Raw genomic sequence first — 20,210 nt, forward strand, 5'->3', positions numbered from 1 at the left:
GCCGACACCGACGAGGAAGATCAGCGATGACACCGACGACCTCAGCGGTTCCGATTCTCGAGCTGCGCGGCATCACGAAGTCCTACGGATCCGTCACGGCGTGCGGCGGCGTGGACCTCAGGGTCGACGCCGGCGAGATACACGGACTCCTGGGTGAGAACGGGGCGGGCAAGTCCAGCCTCATGAAGGTCCTGCTCGGGCTGGTCCGGCGAGATGCCGGCACCGTCCTGGTGCGCGGTGAGGAGGTCGCGCTGGACAGCCCGCAGGAAGCGGCCGATCTGGGCATCGGCATGGTGCACCAGCATTTCAGCCTCATCAACGGGCTGACCGTGTGGGAGAACGTGGCGCTCGGCGACAACGGCAAGGTGAACAAGCAGGCCGTCTGCGCCGACATCGCCGAGGTCTCCGCGCGGTACGGGCTGCCCATCGACCCCGACGCACGCGTCGACGCGCTCTCGGCCGGTGAGCGGCAGCGGGTCGAGGTGGTCAAGTGCCTGAGGCGCAACCCTCGGATCCTGATCCTGGACGAGCCGACCTCCGTCCTGACCCAGGCCGAGTCGGAGGAGTTGTTCGCCGTGCTCGGCCGGGTGGTGCAGGAGGAGGGACGCGCCGTCATCCTCATCAGCCACAAGCTCGCCGAGATCGCCCAGGCCACGGACCGGGTGACGGTCCTGCGCAAGGGCTGCGTCGCCTTCCGGGCGGTCACCGCCGAGACCACTCCGCAGCTGCTGGCTCAGCAGATGGTGGGCCGTGAGGTGTCGCTGGGCGAGGAGGCCGCCGCCCTCGGCCTGGTACCGACGGGGCAGACGTCCCCGGGCGAGGGCGGGGGCTCCGACCGGCAGCCGCCCGTCCTGAGCCTCGCCGGAGTCACCGTCGAGCAGGACGGGGTCAGGCTCCTCGACGACGTCCACCTCACCGTGGGCGCGGGCGAGATCGTCGCCCTCTACGGCGTCGAGGGCAACGGCCAGGCGACGCTCGGCGATGTCCTCGCCGGGCTGGTCCGGCCGACCGCCGGCACGGTCGAGGTCGCCGGGAGCAGGGTGGATGTGACCCTGCCCGGCGCCCTCACCCGGGCCGGTCTGGGCATCGTGCCGGAAGACCGGCACCAAAGCGGCGTCGTCCTCGACATGAGCGTCGCCGAGAACCTGGCGATGAAGTCGCTGGAGAAGGTCAGCGGCCGCTTCCTGCTGCGGCGGAGCGCGATGCTCGCCGAGGCCCGGCGCCTGGCGGACGAGTTCGACATCCGCACGCCGTCGCTGGACGCGCCGGTGCGCAGCCTCTCCGGCGGCAACCAGCAGCGGGTCGTACTCGCCCGGGAGCTGTCCGGTGACACCCGTGTCCTGGTGGCCGCGCAGCCCACCCGCGGGCTCGACGTCGGCGCCATCGAGGACATGTACGCCCGGCTGCGCAAAGCGGCCGCCGAGGGCGTCGGAGTGCTGCTCATCTCCACCGAATTCGAGGAAGTCATGGCCCTTGCAACCTGGATCGCGGTGATCTCCTCCGGGCGGATCACCGGATCACTCCCCGTCTCGGAGGCGACCCCCGAACGGCTCGGCATGCTGGTCGGCGGTGAGGCCGCATGAGCGCTGACTCGCTGACGGACCCGGACGACCTCGGCCGGCGCCTCCTCGCCCGGCTGCGGCCCGGACGCGGCGGCTGGATGACAGGGGGCCTGACCGTCGCGCTCGTCGCCGTCGCCCTGGGCACGTCCGCGCTGCTGCTCGTCCTCACCGGTTTCTCGCCGAGTGCCTCGCTGGACGCGATAGCGACCGGGAGCCTGGCCAACGCCACGGGATGGACGACGACACTGCTCAACACGGCGCCGCTGCTGCTGGTCGCGGTCGGGGTGTGCGTCAGCGCGACCGCCGGCACCTTCAACATCGGGCAGGAGGGACAGGTGCTCATCGGCGGCCTGGCCGGAGCCTGGGTCGGGCTGCGGCTGGCCCTGCCCGGCCCGATGCTGGTCGTCGTGGTGCTGATCGCCGCCGCGATCGGCGGTGGCGTCTGGGCCGCGCTCAGCGCCCTCATGCTGCGCTTCCGCGGCGTCAACGTCCCGGTGAGCACGCTGCTGATGACGTTCCTCGCCATCCAGCTCGTGACGTTCGCGGTCAGCACGCCCTCGGTCCTCCAGGAGAGCGTGCAGGGCGCCGGGGGCATCGCCGACGCCCAGTCCAACCCCCTGCCGGCGAACGCCCAGCTCGGGAGCCTCGGGCAGTACCCGTCGCTGCAACTGAACACAGGCCTGTTCCTGGCGCTCGCCGCCACGGTCGGCGTCGCCCTCGTCCTCAGCCGCAGCCGGTGGGGCTTCAAGGTGCGCATGGTCGGACTGAACCCGCGGACGGCCAGACACGCCGGTGTCCGGGTGGCCGCGCTCGGCGGTTTCACCCTGGCACTGTCGGGTGCCTTCGCGGGTCTGGCGGGAGGGCTGCTGCTGGCCAGCCCGGTCAGCACCAACCGGCTCCAGGCCGGGCTCTCGGACAACGTCGGCTGGGACGGCCTGCTCGTCGCGCTCGTCGCGCGCAACCGGCCCCTGGCCGCGATCCCGGTGTCGTTCGTGTTCGCCGTGCTGCGCGCGGGCGGCGACTTCCTCTCGGCCACCGGCGTGCCGTCCTACCTCGTCGACATCGTCAAGGCGTTGCTCGTCCTCGCGTTCGTCGCGCCGCCCGTCCTCGTCGACCTCTTCCACGGGCGCCGCGGTGCCACGCCACAGGCGGCGCCCGCCGTGTCCGTCGTCCCCACCAAGACGGAGGCAGCCGTATGAGCGTTGTGGACAGCACCACGACCATCCTCGCGAGCGGCGTACGGCTGACCGTTCCGCTGGCCTTCGCGGCCTGCGGTGAGTACCTGGCCGAGCGCGCCGGCGCGATGAACATCTCCGTCGAGGCGATGATGCTCGGCGCCGCGTTCACCTCGGTCGCCACCGCCGGCGCGACCGGCAGTGCCACCGTCGGCCTCGCGGTCGGCGTCGTGACCGGCCTCGTCATCGGCTTCGTGCACGGCAACCTCTCCCACCGGGCCCAGATCAACACCTTCGTCGTCGGCCTGGTGCTGAACGCGCTGGTGCTCGGGCTGACCAGCTACCTGATCGCGACGGAGCAGTTCGACTCGCACCAGGTCGGGATGCTGTCGATCCCGCTCCTCGAAGACATCCCGATCATCGGCAAGCCGCTGTTCTCCGAACGCTGGCCCGCCTACTTCCTGATCCTGCTCGTGCCGCTCACCTGGTGGCTGGTGGAACGCAGCCGCTGGGGCCTGGAACTGCGCGCCGTCGGGGAGAACCCGCAGGCCGCCGACGTCACCGGCATCAAGGTGAACGTGCGGCGCCGCCAGGCCCTGCTGTGGTGCGGCGCGCTGGCCGGTCTCGGTGGCGCGTACCTCGCGGTCGGCGAGGTCGGATCGTTCAACCAGAACATGACCGCCGGACGCGGCTACCTCGTCATCGCCGCGGTGATCTTCGGGGCCTGGCGGCTCGGCCGGACCCTGCTCGGTTGCCTGGTGTTCGGCCTCTCCGACGCGATGCGCCTGGCGCTCCCCGCGCTCGGTGTCACCCTCAACGCCCAGCTGCTCGTCGCGGCTCCGTATCTGCTCGCGCTTCTCGCCATGCTGCTGTTCACCACCCAGCACCGAGAACCCGCGGCACTCGGCCGGCCCTTCGAGCGCGGGTCGACCTGACGGCGGAGTCCGGGAGCCGGAGCAACAGCGGGATACCGCACCAGAATCGGCTCCCCTCGACGTCCGTCCCACCTGGGTCGCGGCCTGCACGTTGTGTCCGCAGCACATCGACCTGCGGGTGCGCGCGACCTAGGCTCAAGGAAAATCGCACCACTCAATGGAGGAACCGTGGCCACCGGTCTCACCTCGGCCCGCTGGACTCACGTCGCGCTGCCGACCGGCGATCTCGACAAGGCGATCGAGTTCTACACCTCGCTGACGCCCCTGGTCGTCGTCGAGCGGTTCAAGGACGCCGACGGCGAAAGCGTCTGGCTGTCCAACGACAGGCAGGTCGAGACGCCGTTCGTGCTCGTCCTGGTGTCGTTCAACAAGGACAAGGGCAACCAGCAGGGTCTGCTGCACCCGTTCGCGCACATCGGCATCGAGGTGCCGGAGCGCGGGGACGTCGACGCGCTCGCCGACAGGGCCCGTGAACTGGGCTGCCTGCACTGGGAGCCCCGGCAGATGCCCGATCCCATCGGCTACATCTGCGCTCTGAAGGACCCCGACGGCAACGTCGTCGAGATCTCCCACGACCAGCGGGTCTTCGACACGGTCCGGGAGAAGTGGGGTTCGTCCTGAACGACACCCGCGCCGCGGTCGAGGCGTACCTCGCGGCATTGAACGCGCACGACGCCGACGCCGTGGCCGCCTGCGTCGCCGAGGACTTCGTCAACGAACACACCTCGTCGATGGGGCGAAGCCGCAGGGGCCGCACCGCGTACCGCGCCGCATTGACCGGGTTCCTCGAGAACTTCGGGGACCTGCACTACGCACCCGAGCGCATCCTCGTCGACGGCGGGTCGGCAGCGGTGCCGTACGTCATGACGTTCCGGATGCGCTCGGCGGGCGACCGCCCCGTGCGGATCCGCGGGGTCTTCCTGTTCACCGTGGACGGCGGTCTCATCACGCGCCGCACGGATTACTGGGACAGCGGCGAGGTGCAGCGACAGCTCGCCTGACGCCCTGGCCGAGACCCGGAATCGGTGCCCTGGCCCGCAGAAGCTGCCCCTGTGACACCCCGCCCGCCCTTGTTTGTGCGGACGGGGTGTCCGTGCCTCCAGGACCGGGATCTGCCTGCACGGGGGTGCGGGCCGCGGTCCGTATCGACCTGACCGCTGGGCCGCGGTGGGCACGCAGAGTGGCCCCGCCGACCTGCTGATCCCGGTCGGCGGGGCCACGCTCTTGCGTACCGTCAGCCAGGACAGCCGGCGGGGGCTGTCCGGGAGAGCCGATCAGGGCCGCGGTGTGGACGGCTCCAGCGGGTTCAGCGTGTGGAACCTGCGTCCCTGATAGGTGAGCGGCTCCCCTCCGCCGACCACCACGCCGGCCACCTCGATCAGGATGATCGTGTGGTCGCCGGCGGTGAGGCGCTGGTGCACGACGCCCTCGAGCGACACGGTGGCGCTGTCGAGCAGGGGTGGACCGAGCTCTCCCGGACTGAAGTGCGCCGCAGCGAACCTGTCGACGCCGGGCGACGCGAACGCCATCGCCACCGCGCTCTGGTCCGCCGCCAGGACGTTGACGGCCACCGACTCGGCCTGACTGAAGGCGGGGTGGACGTCGGCGGTGTCGGCCAGACAGACCGAAATCAGCGGCGGGTCCATCGACACGCTGGTCACCGAGTTGGCGGTGAAGCCGTACCGCTTCCCGTCCACTTCGGTGGTGACTACACAGACAGACGTGACCATCGAGGACAGTCCGTCCCGGTACGCCTGCGGGTCGTAGCCGGTGACCGGCCGGCGCGTGGCGGCGTGATCCCTCGCGGAGTTGGACGTGTGAAACGTGGATCTCATCTGGTTTGCCTTTTGTCGTGGGATGCCCTGACGCTAGGACGCACCATCTCGCATGTCAATGCGCCATCTCGCATCTCGTACAGTAGTCCCGCTCGACGCCGAGGGTCGCCTCCGTGTCGGCTTCTCAGTCAGGTGGGCCGCAACGCGGTGCCCACGTCCGGATCGCGCCAGAAGTGAGCTCCCCATGCGTCGTATCGCCATGTCCGCAGCCATCGCAACGATCTCCGTCTCGCTCGTCGGCTGCGGCGGGCTCAGCGCGACAGGGAGCGGCAGCGACGCGAGACCGGCCAAAGGTGACGACATCACCGTGGGGCTGCTGCTGCCGGAAAGGTCGAATCCCCAGTACGAGCAGTTTCACTACCCCGTCATCAAGGCGAAGGTCGAGTCCCTCACCGGCGGCCATGGCCGTGTCGAGTACGCAAACGCCGAGGCGGATGCCGCCGAGCAGGCACGACAGCTGCAACGGATGATCAGCGAACAGGTCGACGTGATCCTGTTGGACCCCGTCGACGTGCACGCCATCGCCGGCGAGGTGAGGAAGGCCAAGGAGGCCGGTATCCCGGTCATCGCCTACGACAGGCTGGCCGAGGGCCCGATCGACGCGTACATCACCTTCGACAACGAGCTCGTCGGCGGAGTGCAGGGCCGCTCCCTGTTGGAGGCTCTCGGTGAGGACGCCGGCATCTCCGACAAGATCGTCATGATGAACGGCTCGCCCACCGACCCGAACGCTCAGCAGTTCAAGGCGGGCGCGCTCTCCGCACTCGACGGCAAGGTGACGATCGCCAAGTCGTTCGACACCGAGGACTGGAAGCCGCAGAACGCCCAGAAGAACATGACCGAGGCGATCGACGAAATCGGCAGGAACAACATCAAGGCCGTCTACGCCGCCAACGACGGTCTGGCGGGCGGCGTCATCAAAGCGCTGAAGGCCGCAGGCGCGACCGACCTGCCGCCGATCACCGGGCAGGACGCCGAGCTCTCGGCGGTGCGGCGGATCGTCACCGGCGAGCAGTACATGAGCGTGTACAAGCCGTACCCGCAGGAGGCCGAGCACGCAGCCGAGATGGCTGTGGCGAAGGCCCAGGGCAGAGACATACAGTTCGACGCCCTCGCACCTGACAGAGTGGACAGCCCCACGGACAAGGGCATCCCCGCGCGTCTCGTGCCTGTCGTCGCCCTGACGAAGGGCAACATCAAGAACACGGTCATCAGGGACGGCATGTACAGGCTGTCCGATATATGCACGCCCCGACTCGCGGCCGACTGCGCGGCGGCAGGCCTGAAGAAGTAGGCGCGCCACTGGACATACTGCGCTTCACGGCGCACTCTTGGGCGCATGCCACGCTTCAGAACGTTTTGGCAGGTGGCTGACGCACTTCCGGACTCGCGCCTCGTGCAAGCCCGCTGGACCCCTGTGCCGGGCGGCATCCGCAGTGATCACCTCCTCCTCGCCGGGCATGTGCACCCCACGCTGCTGCGGGAGCTGGACGAGTTCTTCCGGCATCTGGCGCACTCGAACCTGTACGTGCTGCGACCCGAGCTGGCGGCCGCCCCGCCGCAGTTCCATGTCCAGTACCAGCGTGTTGACCCTGACCGGTTGCCGCTCCGTACTTTCGGCGTCAGGATCAGCCGGGACCGTAAGGACTACACGTTCTGTGTTCGTGCGGACATGATGTCGGCGGCTCTGGTCCGGGAGATCAACACGGACTTCCTGCCGGCCCAGCAGGGCGCGCTGCGCTTGAGGGCCAGTGTTCCCGAGGCCGTGGAGCCGATCGACCCTGAGGTCCTCGGCGTGCTCTCCGGACCGCACCGGACGGTGTTCTGGGCTGCAGGGCCGGTCGGCGCGCCGAACGCGGATTATCAGGTTTGAGTCTAGACAATTCGGGTACACAGGGCCGAAGCTGTGGCGCATGTACCACTTCCTGAACCTGATGTCCGGCGACCCATGGGGCGGCAGGATCGCACTCCACTCGTATGAGACGGGGCCGGCCGCCCGGTGAACGGGCTGAACTCCGAGGCGTTCGTCCTGTTCGGCCAGCACATCCTGTGGTCGGACATGATCGGTAACATCCTCGGCCTGGCCGCGCTCGCCCTCGGCTGGCGCCGCTCCCTGTGGACCTGGCCGGTGCAGTTCCTGTCCGGCCTCATCCTCTTCGGGGCTTTCTTCGGGCATCTGACCGGCAGCGCCGGCAAGCAGGCCGTCGTCATGACCGTGGCCCTGTACGGCTGGTGGCGGTGGAATCGTGACAAGGGCCGGTCCGAGGACGGCCAGATCGCCCCGCGGTTCGCCACTTGGCGCGAGCGCGCGGCGATGGTCGGTGCCGTCGCCGTCGGCACGGTCGCGGTGGCCCTGCTGTTCAAGGCTTATCCGACCCTGTCCTGGGATCCCTGGCCGGACGCGTACATCTTCGTCGGCACGGTCGTCGCGATGTACGCCCAGGCCCGCGGCATGGTCGAGTTCTGGTTTGCCTGGCTGCTGGTCGACCTGGTCGGCGTCCCGCTGACCTTCGTCAACGGCTACGCCGTTTCCGGCTTCGTCTACGTCATCTACGGCGCACTCGTCCTGTGGGGCATGCGTGACTGGTGGCTGCGCTCCCGCAACGCACCGCAGCCCGCCCCGGAGCCGCGCGGTGAGCAGGTGTCCGAGGGGGCGACCTGATCGATCTCCCGTGCCGTGCCGTGCCCTGCCGTGCCGTGCCCGCCCGCTTCGCGAACGGGATGCGGCACGCGGCCAAGATTGTCATGTACTCAACAAATATAGAGGTCCAGCGGTCTGAATCGGCTCGACGATCAAGCAGCTGACAAGCCGTCAGCTCCTGTCCGGGCGGGGTGTCGACCTCTCCGAACCCCGCCCCCTCGTATCGCTTGACACGATGCCATCTCGCATTGAAAGATGCTCGCCATGCGAGTAGTCACGACGGACGCCGGTCTGGGCCGGCTCGAGGACGGGGCTGTCGCCCTGTTGGACACTGCTTTTCCCGAGGTCGGCGCGGTTCTCCAACAGGAGGGCTCGCTGCGGTGCCTGGCGTCCTGCGCGGTACGCCGGCGTGTCCCGCTCGACGAGTCCACGCTCCTTGCACCGCTGGGCCGTCCCCGCGCCGTGTGGGGCGTCGGCCTCAACTACGTGTCGAAAGCGGCCCGCACCGGCCGGGGGCTGCCCGACCAGCCGATCCTCTACCTGGCCGCCTCCTCCGGCGTGTCGGCACCCGGCGCGCAGGTGGTGATCCCGCCGACCGCGACCGAGCCCGACTACGAGGGGGAGATCGCGGTAGTCGTCGGGCGCCGGCTCCACCAGGCGACCGAGTCCGAGGTCTGGCCCGCGATCGCCGGCATCACCGCGGCGAACGACATGACGGCGCGTGACGTCATGCGCACCACGGGCACACCCGCCCTCGCCAAGAGCTATCCGGGCTTCACGCCGCTCGGCCCATCGATCCGCACTCCCGACGAGCTTGAGGACCGCCACGCGATCCGCGTACGGACCCGGGTCAACGGCGAGCTCGTGCAGGACGACACCAGCGCCGGGATGATCTTCCCGGTTTCCGATCTCCTCAGCCGGCTGTCGTGGTTCACCGCGCTCGAACCCGGCGACGTCGTCCTCACCGGAACCCCGGCCGGCACCGGCCAGGACCGCGCGTGCTTCCTCACCGACGGTGACGAGGTACGCGTCGAGGTGGACGGCGTACTGCCCCTCATCACCCGCATCGTGCGTCCCCCCGACGCCTCACAGCGCGACCACCGGCTGACCGAACCGGTCAGCTGACCGTTCCCCACCCTGGAGCACACATCGATGTCCAACTCCCCCCTGCCGTCCTATGACCTCGTCCTGGCGGGCGGCACTGTCATCGACCCGGCGTCGGGCACCAACGCCCGGCTCGACGTGGCGGTCACCGGTGACCGCATCGCCGCGATCGGGGAGGGCCTGGCGGCGAGCGCGGCCCGCACGATCGACGTCACCGGCTCCACCGTGCTGCCGGGCCTCGTCGAGGGCCACACCCACATCTTCCAGTACGTCTCCGCCGTCGGCGCCCCGGCCGAGGAGGCCCATCTGCGCCGCGGCGTCGTCGCGGCGGCGGATGCCGGCACGGCCGGCGCGTCGACGTTCGCCGCCTTCCGCAAGCTGGTGGTCGAGGCGAACCCGCTGCGCATCGTCAACTTCCTCAACGTCTCGGTGCTCGGGCTGATCGACTTCCGGTTCGGCGAGCTGCTGAACCCCGACACCCTGGTCCCCGAGGACGCCCTCGCGACCGCCGAGGCCCACCCCGACATCGTGCGCGGCTTCAAGATCCGCCTGTCCGAGGACGTCGTCGGCGAGAACTGGGAGTCGCTGCTGAAGAAGTCCGTGGCGCTCGCCGAACAGGCCGGCCTGCCGCTGATGCTGCACATCGGCGAGACCTCGGAGCCGCTGCCCATCGTCCTGGACTACCTGCGTCCCGGCGACATCGTGGCGCACTGCTACACCGGCAAGCCGTACGGCATCCTCGACGGCGACAAGGTGCAGCCCGCGGTCAACGCGGCCCGTGAGCGCGGCGTCCTGTTCGACTCCGCCCACGGCAAGAGCAACCTCAGCTTCGAGGTGGCGCGCCGGGCGATCGCCGACGGATTCCTGCCCGACATCCTCAGCTCCGACACCAGCGCCCGTAACTGGCGCGGCCCGGTGTTCGATCTGCTCACCAGCATCACCAAGCTGGTCGCGCTCGGCGCGCCGCTGGAGGAGTGCGTCCGGCGGGCCACCATCGACCCGGCCCGGCTGCTCGGGCTCGACTCCGAGGGCTACGGGCGCCTGGAGGTCGGCGGGCGGGCCGACGTCACGGTCGTCGACTGGACCGACGAGGTCACCCTGCCCGACGCCGCGGGCAACACGATCGTCGCGCCGCGCCTGGAGCCGACCGTGGTGCTGCACGGCGGCGCCGAGGTCGACATCGTGCCCTGGCGAGGTCTGAAGCCGGCCTGACAGGCCCGTACATCCCGGGGAGGAATCCATGAGCGTCGGTGACGTCCATCTGCTGCGGCGCCGACTGCGCGCGGCCCTGACGGCGGGGCGACCCGCCGTCGGTACGTTCGTCAAGCTGGCCTCGCCCGACGTGGTGGAACTGGCCGAGGCGGCCGGGTTCGCGTTCGTGGTCGTCGACCTCGAACACTCCACCCTCACCGAGCGGGACGCCGTCGACCTGGTGCGCCACGCGGACATGTGCGGCCTGCCGGCCATGGTCCGGGTGCCCGAGGTGAACGCCGCCGTCGTCAACCGGCTGCTGGAGGCCGGGGCGGCGGGAATCCAGTTGTCCATGCTCACCCGTGTCGACCAGGCCGAGGCGCTCGTCGCGGCGACCCGGTTCGCTCCGGCCGGCCGCCGGTCGGTGAGCATGGCCAACAGGGCCGCCCGGTTCGGCGCGGTCCCGCCGGCCGGGTTCCTGCGCGCCGAGCAGGACGACCCGCCGGTACTGGTGGGCCAGATCGAGACGGTGCGGACGGATCCGCTGCCGGATCTGGTCGCCGCTCTCGACGTGTGCTTCGTCGGCAGCACCGACCTCGCGGTCGACCTGGGCCTGCCGGCGGACCCGGCGGTGCTGGCCGCCGCCGTGGACCGGGTGCGCGATGCCGCCCGCTCCGCGCGGGTGGCGTTCGGCGGCTGGGCGCCGGGCCGGAACGCCGCGGCGGAACTGGGCCTCGGCGACGCCGACTACCTGGTCGTCGGCTCGGACCTGCAGATGTTGGCGGCCGGCCTGCGGGCGGCCGCCGGAAAGGAAAACCAGTGAGCACACGCAACGCAGCGCTGTTCAGCACCGTAGTCAACTGGGACGAGTTGCCGGTGACGCAGGTGCGGCCGGGGGTCCGCCGCCGCGTCTACGCGACGGACGAGGTGATGATCTGCCACCACGAGCTGGAAGTCGGCATGACCCTCAACCCGCACCGGCACGAGGACTTCGACCAACTGGTCCACATCGCCGAGGGACGGGCGAACTACTACGTGGACGGTGTCGCGCACGACATGCGCGCGGGGTCGTTCCTGCTGGTTCCGCGTGGCAGCGAGCACTACGTGGAGCCGACGGAGGCACCCTGCGTGAACATCGACTTTTTCGTCCCGCCGCGGGCCGACCTTCTTCCCTGACCGGCGGACGGGCGCACTTCACGACAGATGGCCCACCGCTTTCGCGGTGGGCCATCCTCTGTCGTTGCTGCCAGGTCAGCCGCCGTTGGGCGAGTCCTCCGAGGTGCCCAGCCGCTGCGACAGCGCGCGGGCGGTCTCCAGCAGCGCCTGGGCCATCGGCGACTTGACGTCGTCGGACACGGTCGCCGTCGTGCCGACGATGGCGAGCGTTCCGCTGATCTTGTCACCCTCGAAGATCGGCGCCGCGACGGTGCGGACCCCGTTGACGGTGGGGGAGTTGACCGACAGACCGTGCTTCCGGATGGCTTCGAGCTCCTCGTTGAGCTCCGACTTGCGCACCGAGCGCGGCAGCGTCGGTACCTGCTCCGGGGGCAGGAACGCGAGGAAGACTCGTCCCTGTGCCGAGGCCGTGAGGTCCAGTCGTGACCCGACCCGGACGCTGATGCGCACCATGTGGTCGGTGTTGTCCACCGAGCGCACCACGGTCGCCGACTCACCGTCCCACACCGACAGCACGATCGTCTCGTCGATGCGCCGGACCAGCTCCTCCATGTACGGCTCGGCGGCGGCGACGATCGGCAGGCCGGCCCGCGCCGCCGTGGCGAGGGTGAGCACCTGGGGCCCGAGGGAGTACAGCGAGGTGCGCTCGTCGTACCGGAGCAGGTTCGCCGCCCGCAGAGCCTTCGTGTACCGGTGCGCCGTCGCCTTGCTCGCCCCGAGGCGTGCGGTGATCTCGTTGAGACTCATGTGCGGTTTGCCGACTGTGAACGAGCCGAGGATCAGCGCCGCACGCTGCACCGTCTGGATGGTCGGCGCGGTCCTGTCCGGACCGTCCTGCTCGCCGGTGCCGTGCTGCGCCTTCGTGGCCATGGATTTCTCGCTCCTGTCCGAACCCGGTCAATTGAGACGTCAAATGAAACGCCGTCTTGCATAAAGCAATGGTAAGGCTCGTGTCATGGTGGATGAAAGAGTGCCGGGGCGAGCATCCACGAGAGCAGTGGGGTGAACGGGAGCGTGACGGCCGCCGGTCGTCACGCTCCCGTTCACCGCGCAGCCCGATGCGGCGACCTCACGCGTCCGAGGAGTGCCCCGGTGTGACCGAACGTGCCGGATCGAGCAGGGCCGCGATGTGGTTGACGGCCAGGGCGGCCTCGCCGAAGCCGATCGAGATGAGGCTGACCTTGCCGTCGTAGTCGGCGATGTCGCCGGCCGCGAAGACACGCTCCCGGCTGGTGCGCATGGTGGGGTCGACGAGGATGCGCCGACGGCGAAGCTCCAGCCCCCACCGCTCGATCGGGCCGAGATCGGCGATGAAACCGAGCGCGGCCACGACGGACTGGGCGGGCAGGGTGATCCGGTCGCCGTCGGAGCTCGCGACCACGACCTCCGACACCGCCCCGTCGCCGGAGACCTTCTCGACCTCGTACGGCGTCAGGACCCGCACCGAGGACGCGTGCACCTGCTCGACACTGCGCTCGTGGGCCCGGAACCGCGTACGCCGGTGCACCAGCGTCACCGATGAGGCGATCGGCTCCAGCGACAGCGCCCAGTCCAGCGCGGAGTCCCCGCCGCCGACCACCACGACGTCCTGTCCGGCGAGCTCGTTCAGGCGCGGTACGAAATACCGCAGGCCCCGGCCCAGGTACTCGGAGCCGACCGGGAGCTCGCGGGGGATGAAGTTGCCGATCCCGCCGCAGACGAGCACCGCGCCCGCGGTGACCCGCGCGCCGGCGTCGGTGGTGGCGACGATGCCCTCGCCCGTGTCGTCCAGCTGGATGACCCCGTGCCCGAGCAGGTAGGTGGGGTTCCACCGCCAGGCCTGCTCGGCCAACCGGTCCACCAGGTCCTGACCTCGGACGGCGGGGAAGCCGGCCACGTCGTAGATGAGCTTCTCCGGGTACAGCGCGGCAATCTGGCCGCCCACTGCGGGCAGCGCGTCGGCGACCGCGACGCTCATGCCGCGGAAGCCGGCGTAGTACGCGCCGTACAGTCCCGTCGGGCCCGCGCCGATGATGAGCAGGTCGACGGCCACCTCCGGTCCGGCGTCCGTGGGCGCGAGGCCGGTCACGCGTCCACCTCGGGGTGGTCGTGGCCGGCCCGGCCGACCTTGCGCGCCCCGCCGGGCGAGCCGAGCGGTTCGGTGCCGAGGGTGAAGAACTCGGCGTTGATGCGCTCGAACTGCTTGCTCTCCTCCGGCAGGTCCTCGTGGTGGAAGATCGAGATCTGCGGGCAGACGGGTTCGCAGCGTCCGCACTCGACGCATTCGTCGGGCTGGATGTAGAGCATCCGGTCGCCCTCGTAGATGCAGTCGGCCGGGCACTCCTCCATGCATGACTTGTCCATGACGTCGAGGCAAGCCTTGGTGATGACGTACGGCACGAGCTTGTTGCCCTTCACACGGTCGCACAGAATGCGAGACGGTGTATTTCAATGTGGTACACGATGATGGCGACGTCGAACCGGGGTGTCAACAGCAGGACGAATGCTTGACACCTTCGAGTGCGCTGGGGGACTCTACTGCGACATACGAGATGGCGTCTCACAGCACGCCACTCGGGTCGGGACTTGTGAGAGGCAAACTCCCCATGGGAAGCAATCCCCGGACCGTCCCAGCGCCGATGATCGTCGAGGACTGGGACCAGCTCACCTTCCGGGTCAACCGCGAGGCCTACCGAAACGCGGAGGTCTTTGCCCGGGAACGCGGCTGGGTGTGGATGCACACCTGGCTCTACCTGGGTCACGAGACCGAGATCCCCAACCCCAACGACTTCAAGGTCCGCACCCTCGGCGGCCGACCGCTGATCTTCTGCCGGGACAGCGCCGGCGAGGTGCACGCGTTCCTGAACTCCTGTCCGCACCGCGGCACGGTGCTGTGCCGCGAGAACGAGGGCTCCACCAGGCTCTTCCAGTGCTTCTACCACGCCTGGACGTTCCGCAACAACGGTGAGCTCGCCGCGATCCCCGATGTCGGCGCGTACGAGTCGGGCGACGCGTTCGGCGCGTCGATGGGGCTGCGCAGCGTGCCGCGCCTGGAGATCCACGAGGGGTTCGTCTTCGTCTCCTTCGACCCTGACGTACCATCGCTGCTCGAGTACCTCGGCGACGCCGCCGACTACATGACGATGATCGAGCAGCAGCACGTCGGCGGCATGACCACACTGCCCGGCACCCAGCTCTACAGCGTGCGCGGCAACTGGAAGCTCGCCGTCGAGAACGCCATGGACGGCTACCACTTCGCTCCGACGCACAACACGTTCGTGGGCTATCTGCGGGAGAGCGGCTACGCCGTCACCGACGACGACCAGTACGCGTACAACCTCGGCAACGGCCACGGGCTACTGGTCCTGACCGGGCACGGCGGACGCATCAGCATGGACTGGGAACCGCGCTTCGGCGAGGACGAGCGGGTCCGCACCGAGGCCCACCGAGCCGAGATGACGCAGCGGCTGGGGGAGAGACGGGCCCACCACGTGGCCGACGAGAGCCACATCCTTTTCGTCTTCCCGAACCTGCTGCTCTTCGACATCGAGGGCCTGTCGATCCGGCAGCTGGAGCCGGTGGCGCCCGACCAGACCGACGTGCGTGCCTGGCAGCTGGTCCCGCGCAACGAGGACCCGGACACACGCGCCCTGCGCATGAAGACGGTCGTCAGCTTCGTCGGCCCGGGAGGACTCGCCACGCCGGACGACATCGAGGCGTACGAGGCGGTCCAGCGCGGCATCCAGGCGACGGCGGGCACGGTCCAGCCCGAGCTTGACTACAGCGACATGTCACGCGGCATGGCCGACGAGGTCAAGGGCGTGCAGGGCCGGTCGATCGACGAAGGCGCGATGCGGGGCTTCTGGCGGCACTGGGTCGAGGCCACCGGGCTCGACGACGGCCTCGAAGTCCACGGTGAGCGCCCGGCGTCCTTCCTGGTGGGGAGGGATGTGCGATGACCGCGACAGCCAACACCCATTCCGTGCACTGCGCAGGCCGCATCGTCACCCGCCAGGAGGTCGAGGACTTCCTGTACGCCGAGGCGGACATCCTCGACCACTGGGACTACGACAGCTGGCTGGCACTCTTCGAGCCCGGCGCCCGCTACGAGATTCCGACCACCGACTACCGCCCGGGCTGGTCGCCGTACGCGACCGGATCGTTCGTCGACGACGACTGGGACCTGCTCCGCGCCCGGGTCAAGCGCCTGAAGTCCCGCAAGGCGCACGCCGAGAACCCGCACTCACGAACGCACCGGCTGGTGTCCAACGTGCGGCTGTCCGAGGACACCGGGGACTCCTTCCGGGTGTCGGCGTCCTTCGTGGTGCACCGCGCCCGCGACGGGCACTTCGACGCCTACGTCGGGTGGTACCACCATCTGCTGGTGCCGACCGAGGACGGACTCCGTTTCCGGTTGCGGCGCTCGATCCTCGGCCACGAGTCGCTCGCCGCAGGCGCCCGGCTGAGCTTCATCCTCTGACCGGCGACGGAAGGTGACCCGATGATCCGACACACCCTGTCCTTCCGTTTCTCCGATGGAGTCGACGAGGCCACGCGGGAATCCGTGCTGGCCGAGCTGCGTACCTTCCCGGACCGGTATCCGGCCATGCGCGGCTTCGTCCTCGGCGAGAACATCAGCACCCGCGACCAGACCTTCACCCACACCATGGCCGTCGACTTCGACGGTCAGGACGACCTGCTCGCCTACCTCGGCAGCGAGTCCCACGAGACCTTCGTGCGCACCCGCTGGCGACCGGTCATCGCCCAGCAGGCCATCACCTCGTTCGAGTTCGCCGAGCGTCCGTCGCTCACCGCAGGAAGGAAAGCGCCAGTGAGCACGCGCCCGCACGGCCCGTACGGCATGGAGTACGCCCGGATCGAAGTCCCGGACATGCAGGCCACGATCGACTTCCTCGAGTACCACGTCGGTCTGCAGCTGGAACAGCGCACGGACGAGTACGCCTACCTGCGCGCCGACATCGAGCACCACTGCATCGAGCTGATCAATGCCCCCGAGCGCACCGACGGCTGGACGACCGCGGTCGGCTACAGCGTGGAGAGCGAGGAGGTCCTCGAGCAGCTGCACAAGAGCGTGCTCGACGCCGGCCTTGAGGTACTGGAGCTGCAGGAGCGGCAGAAGGCGCTGTGCGACAACGGCTTCGCGGTGAAGGATCCCGACGGCCTCGTCGTCGAGCTGTTCACCGAGTTCCACGAGTACGCCGAGCCGCCGCACCTGGAGATCCGGCCGCTCGACCTGGTGCACCCGTTCATCGCCACCGCGAAGTTCGAGGAGATGGTGGACTTCTATCAGAACGTCCTGAACTTCATGCCCTCGGACCACGTCGTCGGCTCGACCACGTTCTTCCGCTGCGAGGACCGCTACCACCACAGCGTCGCGATCCAGAAGAACACCGAGCACTACGTCGCGCACCTGTGCTTCGCGATGAAGAGCCTCGACCACGTCATGCGGATGCGCGCCCGCGCGCTGTACAAGGGCGCGCCGATCGCCTCCGACATCGTCAACCACTCGGCGTCGACGTCGATCGCCTTCTACATGCACGACACCCGCTTCGGCCCGCGCTACGAACTGTGCGACGCGCACCGGGTGTTCACGCCGGAAGAGCATGAGACGCACCGCCCCCGCAAGATGGTGGCCGACCCGCGCAACATCGACGTGTGGCGTCCGGCGTCCGACGACTGGGGACGTTTTTGAGGCAGCAACTGCTCGACGTCCTGCGCTTGTTCGACGTGACCCCCGCCCCGCGCGGGGAGGAGCGCACGGCGGCCCACCGGTTGCGCGGCTGGTGCGCCGACCGGTGGCCGCACATCGAGTGGCAGGTACTGGAGCACGGCCCCGCGGGCGGCAGCCTGATCGCCACCCGCGGGGCCGGGCCTCTGCTGTACTCCCACCTCGACACGTCGCTGGACGACGGTGGTGAGGCCAACCGGCTGATCACCGGCGACGGCGCGCCCGCCGGTCCGCTTACCGTGGACGGCGACGCGGTGGCCGGCTTCGGCCTCGGGGTCGCCCGCGGGCCGGCCGCCGCCGCGCTGGTCGCCTTCGCCGAGGCCGGTACCGGGCGGTTGCTGCTCGCCGGTTCCGGGACGCACCGCCGCGCCGGCGGGATCACCGGCCTGGAAGCCTACGTCAAGGCGTATCCGTTGCCGCGGTCGGCGATCGTGGCCAAGTGCGGCCCGCCCACGCTGCTGTGGCACGAGCCGGGCGCGCTCTACCTGACCGTCCGGGTGACCGGCCGGTCAGGAGCCGCGATGTTGGCGGAGTCGGCCACGCCGCCCGGCGGAGTCATCGCCTCCGCCGGCGTCGTCCTGGAGGAACTGGCCCGCTGGCGCACGGCCTACCTGGCCGCCGACCCGAGGGTGGGGCAGACCGGCCGGGCGTGCGGCATCGGCGCGATCAGCGGCGGGTGGCCGGACAAACCGGACCTGCTGCCGGCCCGGCTGCGGATCGATCTGTACGTCGTCGCCGGTGACCAAGTCGAGCCGGCCGGGCTGGCGGCCGAGCTGGCCGACCGGCTGAGGGCGCGGTGTGCCGAGTCGGCGCTGCGTGACTGCGAGGTCGATGTGGAGGCCGAGCCGGTCGCGGCAGCCGCGGCGACACCGGCCGACGCCCCGGTGGTGACGGCCGCCCGGGCGGCCTGGCTCGACGAGTTCGGTGCGCAGCCGCCGCCGATCACCGGCTGGACGGGATCGACCGACGGCGTCGTGCTGCGCGCCCACGGCGTCGACACCGTGCGCCTCGGCCCGCAGGCCGCGCCTGCCGCCGACGAACCAGGCCGCGATGCCCTGTCGCTGGCGCAGCTGACCGCTTACGCGCGCATCTACCGCAAGCTCTTGACCGAACTGCCGGCCTAGCCCGGGCGGTCGCCGACATCGAGCCGGCGGAGGAGCACGAAGCACGCCGAGACGGTCGCGCACCGCAAGACATCACCACCACGGGCGAACGGAAACAGGTTCGCCCCTGAACAGACTCCATAGGGCGGTGACGTCCTGAAAGGAAGTGGACGGGCGGATGAACAAAGTCGTCGCCTCGGCCGCCGAGGCCATAGCGGACATACCTGACGGTGCCTCCCTGGCCGTCGGCGGCTTCGGTCTGAGCGGAGTCCCGGCAGTCCTGATCCAGGCCCTGTACGACGCCGGCGTGACAGGACTGGACGTGGTCTCGAACAACTGCGGCGCCATGGACTCCGGCCTCGCCGTGCTGCTCGCCGCGGACCGGATCGCACGCGTCACCGGCAGCTACATCGGCGGCAACAAGGAGTTCGCTCGCCAGTACCTGAGCGGCGAGATCGAGCTGGAGCTGATCCCCCAGGGCACGCTCGCCGAGCGGCTGCGGGCCGGGGGCTGCGGCATCCCCGCCTTCTACACGCCGGCGGGCGTCGGCACCCTGGTCGCCGACGGCGGGCTGCCGTGGCGGTACGGCGGCGACGGCGACATCGCCGTCGCCTCCCCGCCCAAGGAAGTCCGGGAGTTCGACGGCGAGGAATACGTCCTGGAGCGCGGGATCACCACCGGCTTCGCCCTGGTGCGGGCGGCGAAGGGGGACCGGCACGGCAACCTGGTGTTCAGCAAGTCCGCCCGCAACTTCAACCCACTGGCGGCCATGGCCGGGCGCATCACGATCGCCGAGGTCGAGGAACTGGTCGAGCCGGGCGAGATCGACCCGGACCAGGTCCATCTGCCGGGCATCTTCGTGCAGCGGGTGGTGGCCCTCACCGCCGGGCAGGCCGCCGACAAGAAGATCGAGAAGCTGACAGTCATCCCCAGGGAAGACCAGGAGGTGCGGGGCTGATGGCCTGGACACGCGACGAGATGGCCGCCCGCGCGGCCCGTGAACTGCGCGACGGCGAGTACGTCAACCTGGGCATCGGCCTGCCGACCCTGATCCCCAGCCACTTGCCCGAGGGCGTCCACGTCGTACTGGAGTCAGAGAACGGCGTCCTCGGCACCGGCCCCTTCCCCTACGAGGATCAGGTCGATCCCGACCTGATCAACGCGGGCAAGGAGACCGTCACGGTGCTGCCCGGCGCGGCGTTCTTCGACTCGGCACTGTCCTTCGGCATGATCCGCGGCGGCCACATCGACACCGCCGTACTCGGCGCCATGCAGGTCTCCGCGCGGGGCGACCTCGCCAACTGGGCGATCCCCGGCAGGATGGTGACCGGCATCGGCGGAGCCATGGACCTCGTCCACGGTGCCCGCCGGGTGATCGTCACCATGACGCACACCGCGAAGGACGGCAGTCCGAAGATCGTCCAGGAGTGCGACCTGCCGCTCACCGGCAAGTGCTGCGTGGACCGGATCATCACCGACCTCGCCGTCCTTGACGTCACCGACGGTGGTCTGCTCCTCGTCGAGACCGCCCCCGGCGTCACCCCTGAGGAGGTCGTCCGCACGACAGCGGCCGCAGTCCTCGTCCCGTACGAGACCGGCTCCTGAGCCTGCGAGACAAGTACTGCGTCGACGCTGTCGGCACCCCGGCCGCTGGTACGGCGGCGCGCTGTCCACAAGCGCGCCGTCGGCCTGGCGGCCGGCTCCGTTTCTGGCTCTGGGGTCGCGTTGCGGCCTTGCGCACCAGCGTCCGCGCCGGCATG

Annotated in this window: 22 protein-coding genes; 18 read left to right on the forward strand and 4 right to left on the reverse strand. The window is 69.8% G+C overall.

Annotated elements, in window-relative coordinates; translation table 11 throughout:
• The first annotated feature begins 26 nt into the window (after positions 1-26).
• The 5 genes from ACH4G3_RS16115 to ACH4G3_RS16135 all read left to right on the forward strand — a co-directional run bounded on the left by ACH4G3_RS16115 (position 27) and on the right by ACH4G3_RS16135 (position 4,673).
• Complete coding sequence (locus ACH4G3_RS16115) at positions 27-1,583, forward strand: ABC transporter ATP-binding protein (protein WP_397625043.1); 1,557 nt, start codon at positions 27-29, stop codon at positions 1,581-1,583.
• Positions 1,580-2,761 (forward strand): ABC transporter permease, encoded by a 1,182-nt coding sequence (locus tag ACH4G3_RS16120; protein WP_397625045.1) that lies wholly within the window; start codon positions 1,580-1,582, stop codon positions 2,759-2,761. The genes ACH4G3_RS16115 and ACH4G3_RS16120 overlap by 4 nt, the downstream gene beginning before the upstream one ends.
• The gene (locus ACH4G3_RS16125) at positions 2,758-3,672 is read left to right on the forward strand and encodes an ABC transporter permease (RefSeq protein ID WP_397625046.1); all 915 of its coding nucleotides are present in this window, start codon (positions 2,758-2,760) and stop codon (positions 3,670-3,672) included. Before ACH4G3_RS16120 ends, ACH4G3_RS16125 begins: the two co-directional genes overlap by 4 nt.
• A 168-nt stretch (positions 3,673-3,840) precedes the next feature.
• Positions 3,841-4,293, forward strand: a complete 453-nt coding sequence (locus tag ACH4G3_RS16130) for a VOC family protein (protein ID WP_397625047.1) — start codon at positions 3,841-3,843, stop codon at positions 4,291-4,293.
• Positions 4,278-4,673, forward strand: coding sequence for a nuclear transport factor 2 family protein (locus ACH4G3_RS16135; protein ID WP_397625048.1), 396 nt, complete (start codon positions 4,278-4,280; stop codon positions 4,671-4,673). Before ACH4G3_RS16130 ends, ACH4G3_RS16135 begins: the two co-directional genes overlap by 16 nt.
• A 273-nt stretch (positions 4,674-4,946) precedes the next feature.
• Here the strand turns inward: ACH4G3_RS16135 and ACH4G3_RS16140 are convergent, their stop codons facing one another.
• The gene (locus ACH4G3_RS16140) at positions 4,947-5,507 is read right to left on the reverse strand and encodes a flavin reductase family protein (RefSeq protein WP_397625049.1); all 561 of its coding nucleotides are present in this window, start codon (positions 5,505-5,507) and stop codon (positions 4,947-4,949) included.
• 199 nt (positions 5,508-5,706) lie between these two features.
• Between ACH4G3_RS16140 and ACH4G3_RS16145 the strand changes: the two genes are divergently transcribed.
• The 7 genes from ACH4G3_RS16145 to ACH4G3_RS16175 all read left to right on the forward strand — a co-directional run bounded on the left by ACH4G3_RS16145 (position 5,707) and on the right by ACH4G3_RS16175 (position 11,619).
• Positions 5,707-6,801 (forward strand): sugar ABC transporter substrate-binding protein, encoded by a 1,095-nt coding sequence (locus tag ACH4G3_RS16145; RefSeq protein ID WP_397625050.1) that lies wholly within the window; start codon positions 5,707-5,709, stop codon positions 6,799-6,801.
• A gap of 45 nt (positions 6,802-6,846) precedes the next feature.
• Positions 6,847-7,380 carry a hypothetical protein gene (locus ACH4G3_RS16150; protein WP_397625051.1) on the forward strand — a complete coding sequence of 178 codons (534 nt, stop codon included), beginning with the start codon at positions 6,847-6,849 and terminating at the stop codon, positions 7,378-7,380.
• A gap of 126 nt (positions 7,381-7,506) precedes the next feature.
• Positions 7,507-8,169 (forward strand): nicotinamide mononucleotide transporter family protein, encoded by a 663-nt coding sequence (locus tag ACH4G3_RS16155; protein ID WP_397625052.1) that lies wholly within the window; start codon positions 7,507-7,509, stop codon positions 8,167-8,169.
• 243 nt (positions 8,170-8,412) lie between these two features.
• A complete protein-coding gene (locus tag ACH4G3_RS16160) occupies positions 8,413-9,273 on the forward strand; it encodes a fumarylacetoacetate hydrolase family protein (RefSeq protein WP_397625053.1) in 861 nt (286 codons plus the stop codon).
• Between the two features lie 27 nt (positions 9,274-9,300).
• On the forward strand, positions 9,301-10,464 hold the full coding sequence (locus ACH4G3_RS16165; protein ID WP_397625054.1) for an amidohydrolase family protein: 1,164 nt from the start codon (positions 9,301-9,303) through the stop codon (positions 10,462-10,464).
• Between the two features lie 28 nt (positions 10,465-10,492).
• Entirely contained in the window at positions 10,493-11,266 is a 774-nt protein-coding gene (locus ACH4G3_RS16170) for an HpcH/HpaI aldolase family protein (RefSeq protein WP_397625055.1), read from the forward strand.
• Positions 11,263-11,619: a cupin domain-containing protein gene (locus tag ACH4G3_RS16175; protein ID WP_397625056.1), complete on the forward strand. Its 357-nt coding sequence runs from the start codon at positions 11,263-11,265 to the stop codon at positions 11,617-11,619. The genes ACH4G3_RS16170 and ACH4G3_RS16175 overlap by 4 nt, the downstream gene beginning before the upstream one ends.
• Before the next feature lie 75 nt (positions 11,620-11,694).
• On the opposite strand, the gene ACH4G3_RS16180 is transcribed toward ACH4G3_RS16175, so the two are convergent.
• The 3 genes from ACH4G3_RS16180 to fdxA all read right to left on the reverse strand — a co-directional run bounded on the left by ACH4G3_RS16180 (position 11,695) and on the right by fdxA (position 14,016).
• A complete protein-coding gene (locus tag ACH4G3_RS16180) occupies positions 11,695-12,489 on the reverse strand; it encodes an IclR family transcriptional regulator (protein ID WP_397625057.1) in 795 nt (264 codons plus the stop codon).
• A gap of 199 nt (positions 12,490-12,688) precedes the next feature.
• Positions 12,689-13,687, reverse strand: a complete 999-nt coding sequence (locus tag ACH4G3_RS16185; RefSeq protein WP_397625058.1) for an NAD(P)/FAD-dependent oxidoreductase — start codon at positions 13,685-13,687, stop codon at positions 12,689-12,691.
• Positions 13,684-14,016, reverse strand: a complete 333-nt coding sequence (gene fdxA, locus ACH4G3_RS16190; RefSeq protein WP_392037498.1) for a ferredoxin — start codon at positions 14,014-14,016, stop codon at positions 13,684-13,686. The genes ACH4G3_RS16185 and fdxA overlap by 4 nt, the downstream gene beginning before the upstream one ends.
• A 188-nt stretch (positions 14,017-14,204) precedes the next feature.
• Between fdxA and ACH4G3_RS16195 the strand changes: the two genes are divergently transcribed.
• From ACH4G3_RS16195 to ACH4G3_RS16220, 6 genes are all read left to right on the forward strand, one after another.
• Positions 14,205-15,557, forward strand: a complete 1,353-nt coding sequence (locus ACH4G3_RS16195; protein ID WP_397625059.1) for an aromatic ring-hydroxylating oxygenase subunit alpha — start codon at positions 14,205-14,207, stop codon at positions 15,555-15,557.
• The gene (locus tag ACH4G3_RS16200) at positions 15,554-16,078 is read left to right on the forward strand and encodes an aromatic-ring-hydroxylating dioxygenase subunit beta (RefSeq protein WP_397625060.1); all 525 of its coding nucleotides are present in this window, start codon (positions 15,554-15,556) and stop codon (positions 16,076-16,078) included. Before ACH4G3_RS16195 ends, ACH4G3_RS16200 begins: the two co-directional genes overlap by 4 nt.
• Before the next feature lie 21 nt (positions 16,079-16,099).
• On the forward strand, positions 16,100-17,311 hold the full coding sequence (locus ACH4G3_RS16205) for a VOC family protein (protein WP_397625061.1): 1,212 nt from the start codon (positions 16,100-16,102) through the stop codon (positions 17,309-17,311).
• Positions 17,308-18,471, forward strand: a complete 1,164-nt coding sequence (locus ACH4G3_RS16210) for a hypothetical protein (RefSeq protein WP_397625062.1) — start codon at positions 17,308-17,310, stop codon at positions 18,469-18,471. The genes ACH4G3_RS16205 and ACH4G3_RS16210 overlap by 4 nt, the downstream gene beginning before the upstream one ends.
• A gap of 157 nt (positions 18,472-18,628) precedes the next feature.
• Entirely contained in the window at positions 18,629-19,408 is a 780-nt protein-coding gene (locus tag ACH4G3_RS16215; RefSeq protein ID WP_397625063.1) for a CoA transferase subunit A, read from the forward strand.
• Positions 19,408-20,055 carry a CoA transferase subunit B gene (locus ACH4G3_RS16220; protein ID WP_397625064.1) on the forward strand — a complete coding sequence of 216 codons (648 nt, stop codon included), beginning with the start codon at positions 19,408-19,410 and terminating at the stop codon, positions 20,053-20,055. Before ACH4G3_RS16215 ends, ACH4G3_RS16220 begins: the two co-directional genes overlap by 1 nt.
• Positions 20,056-20,210 lie beyond the last annotated feature (155 nt).

The sequence above is a fragment of the Streptomyces afghaniensis genome (assembly GCF_044327915.1).
Lineage (GTDB): Bacteria > Actinomycetota > Actinomycetes > Streptomycetales > Streptomycetaceae > Streptomyces > Streptomyces afghaniensis.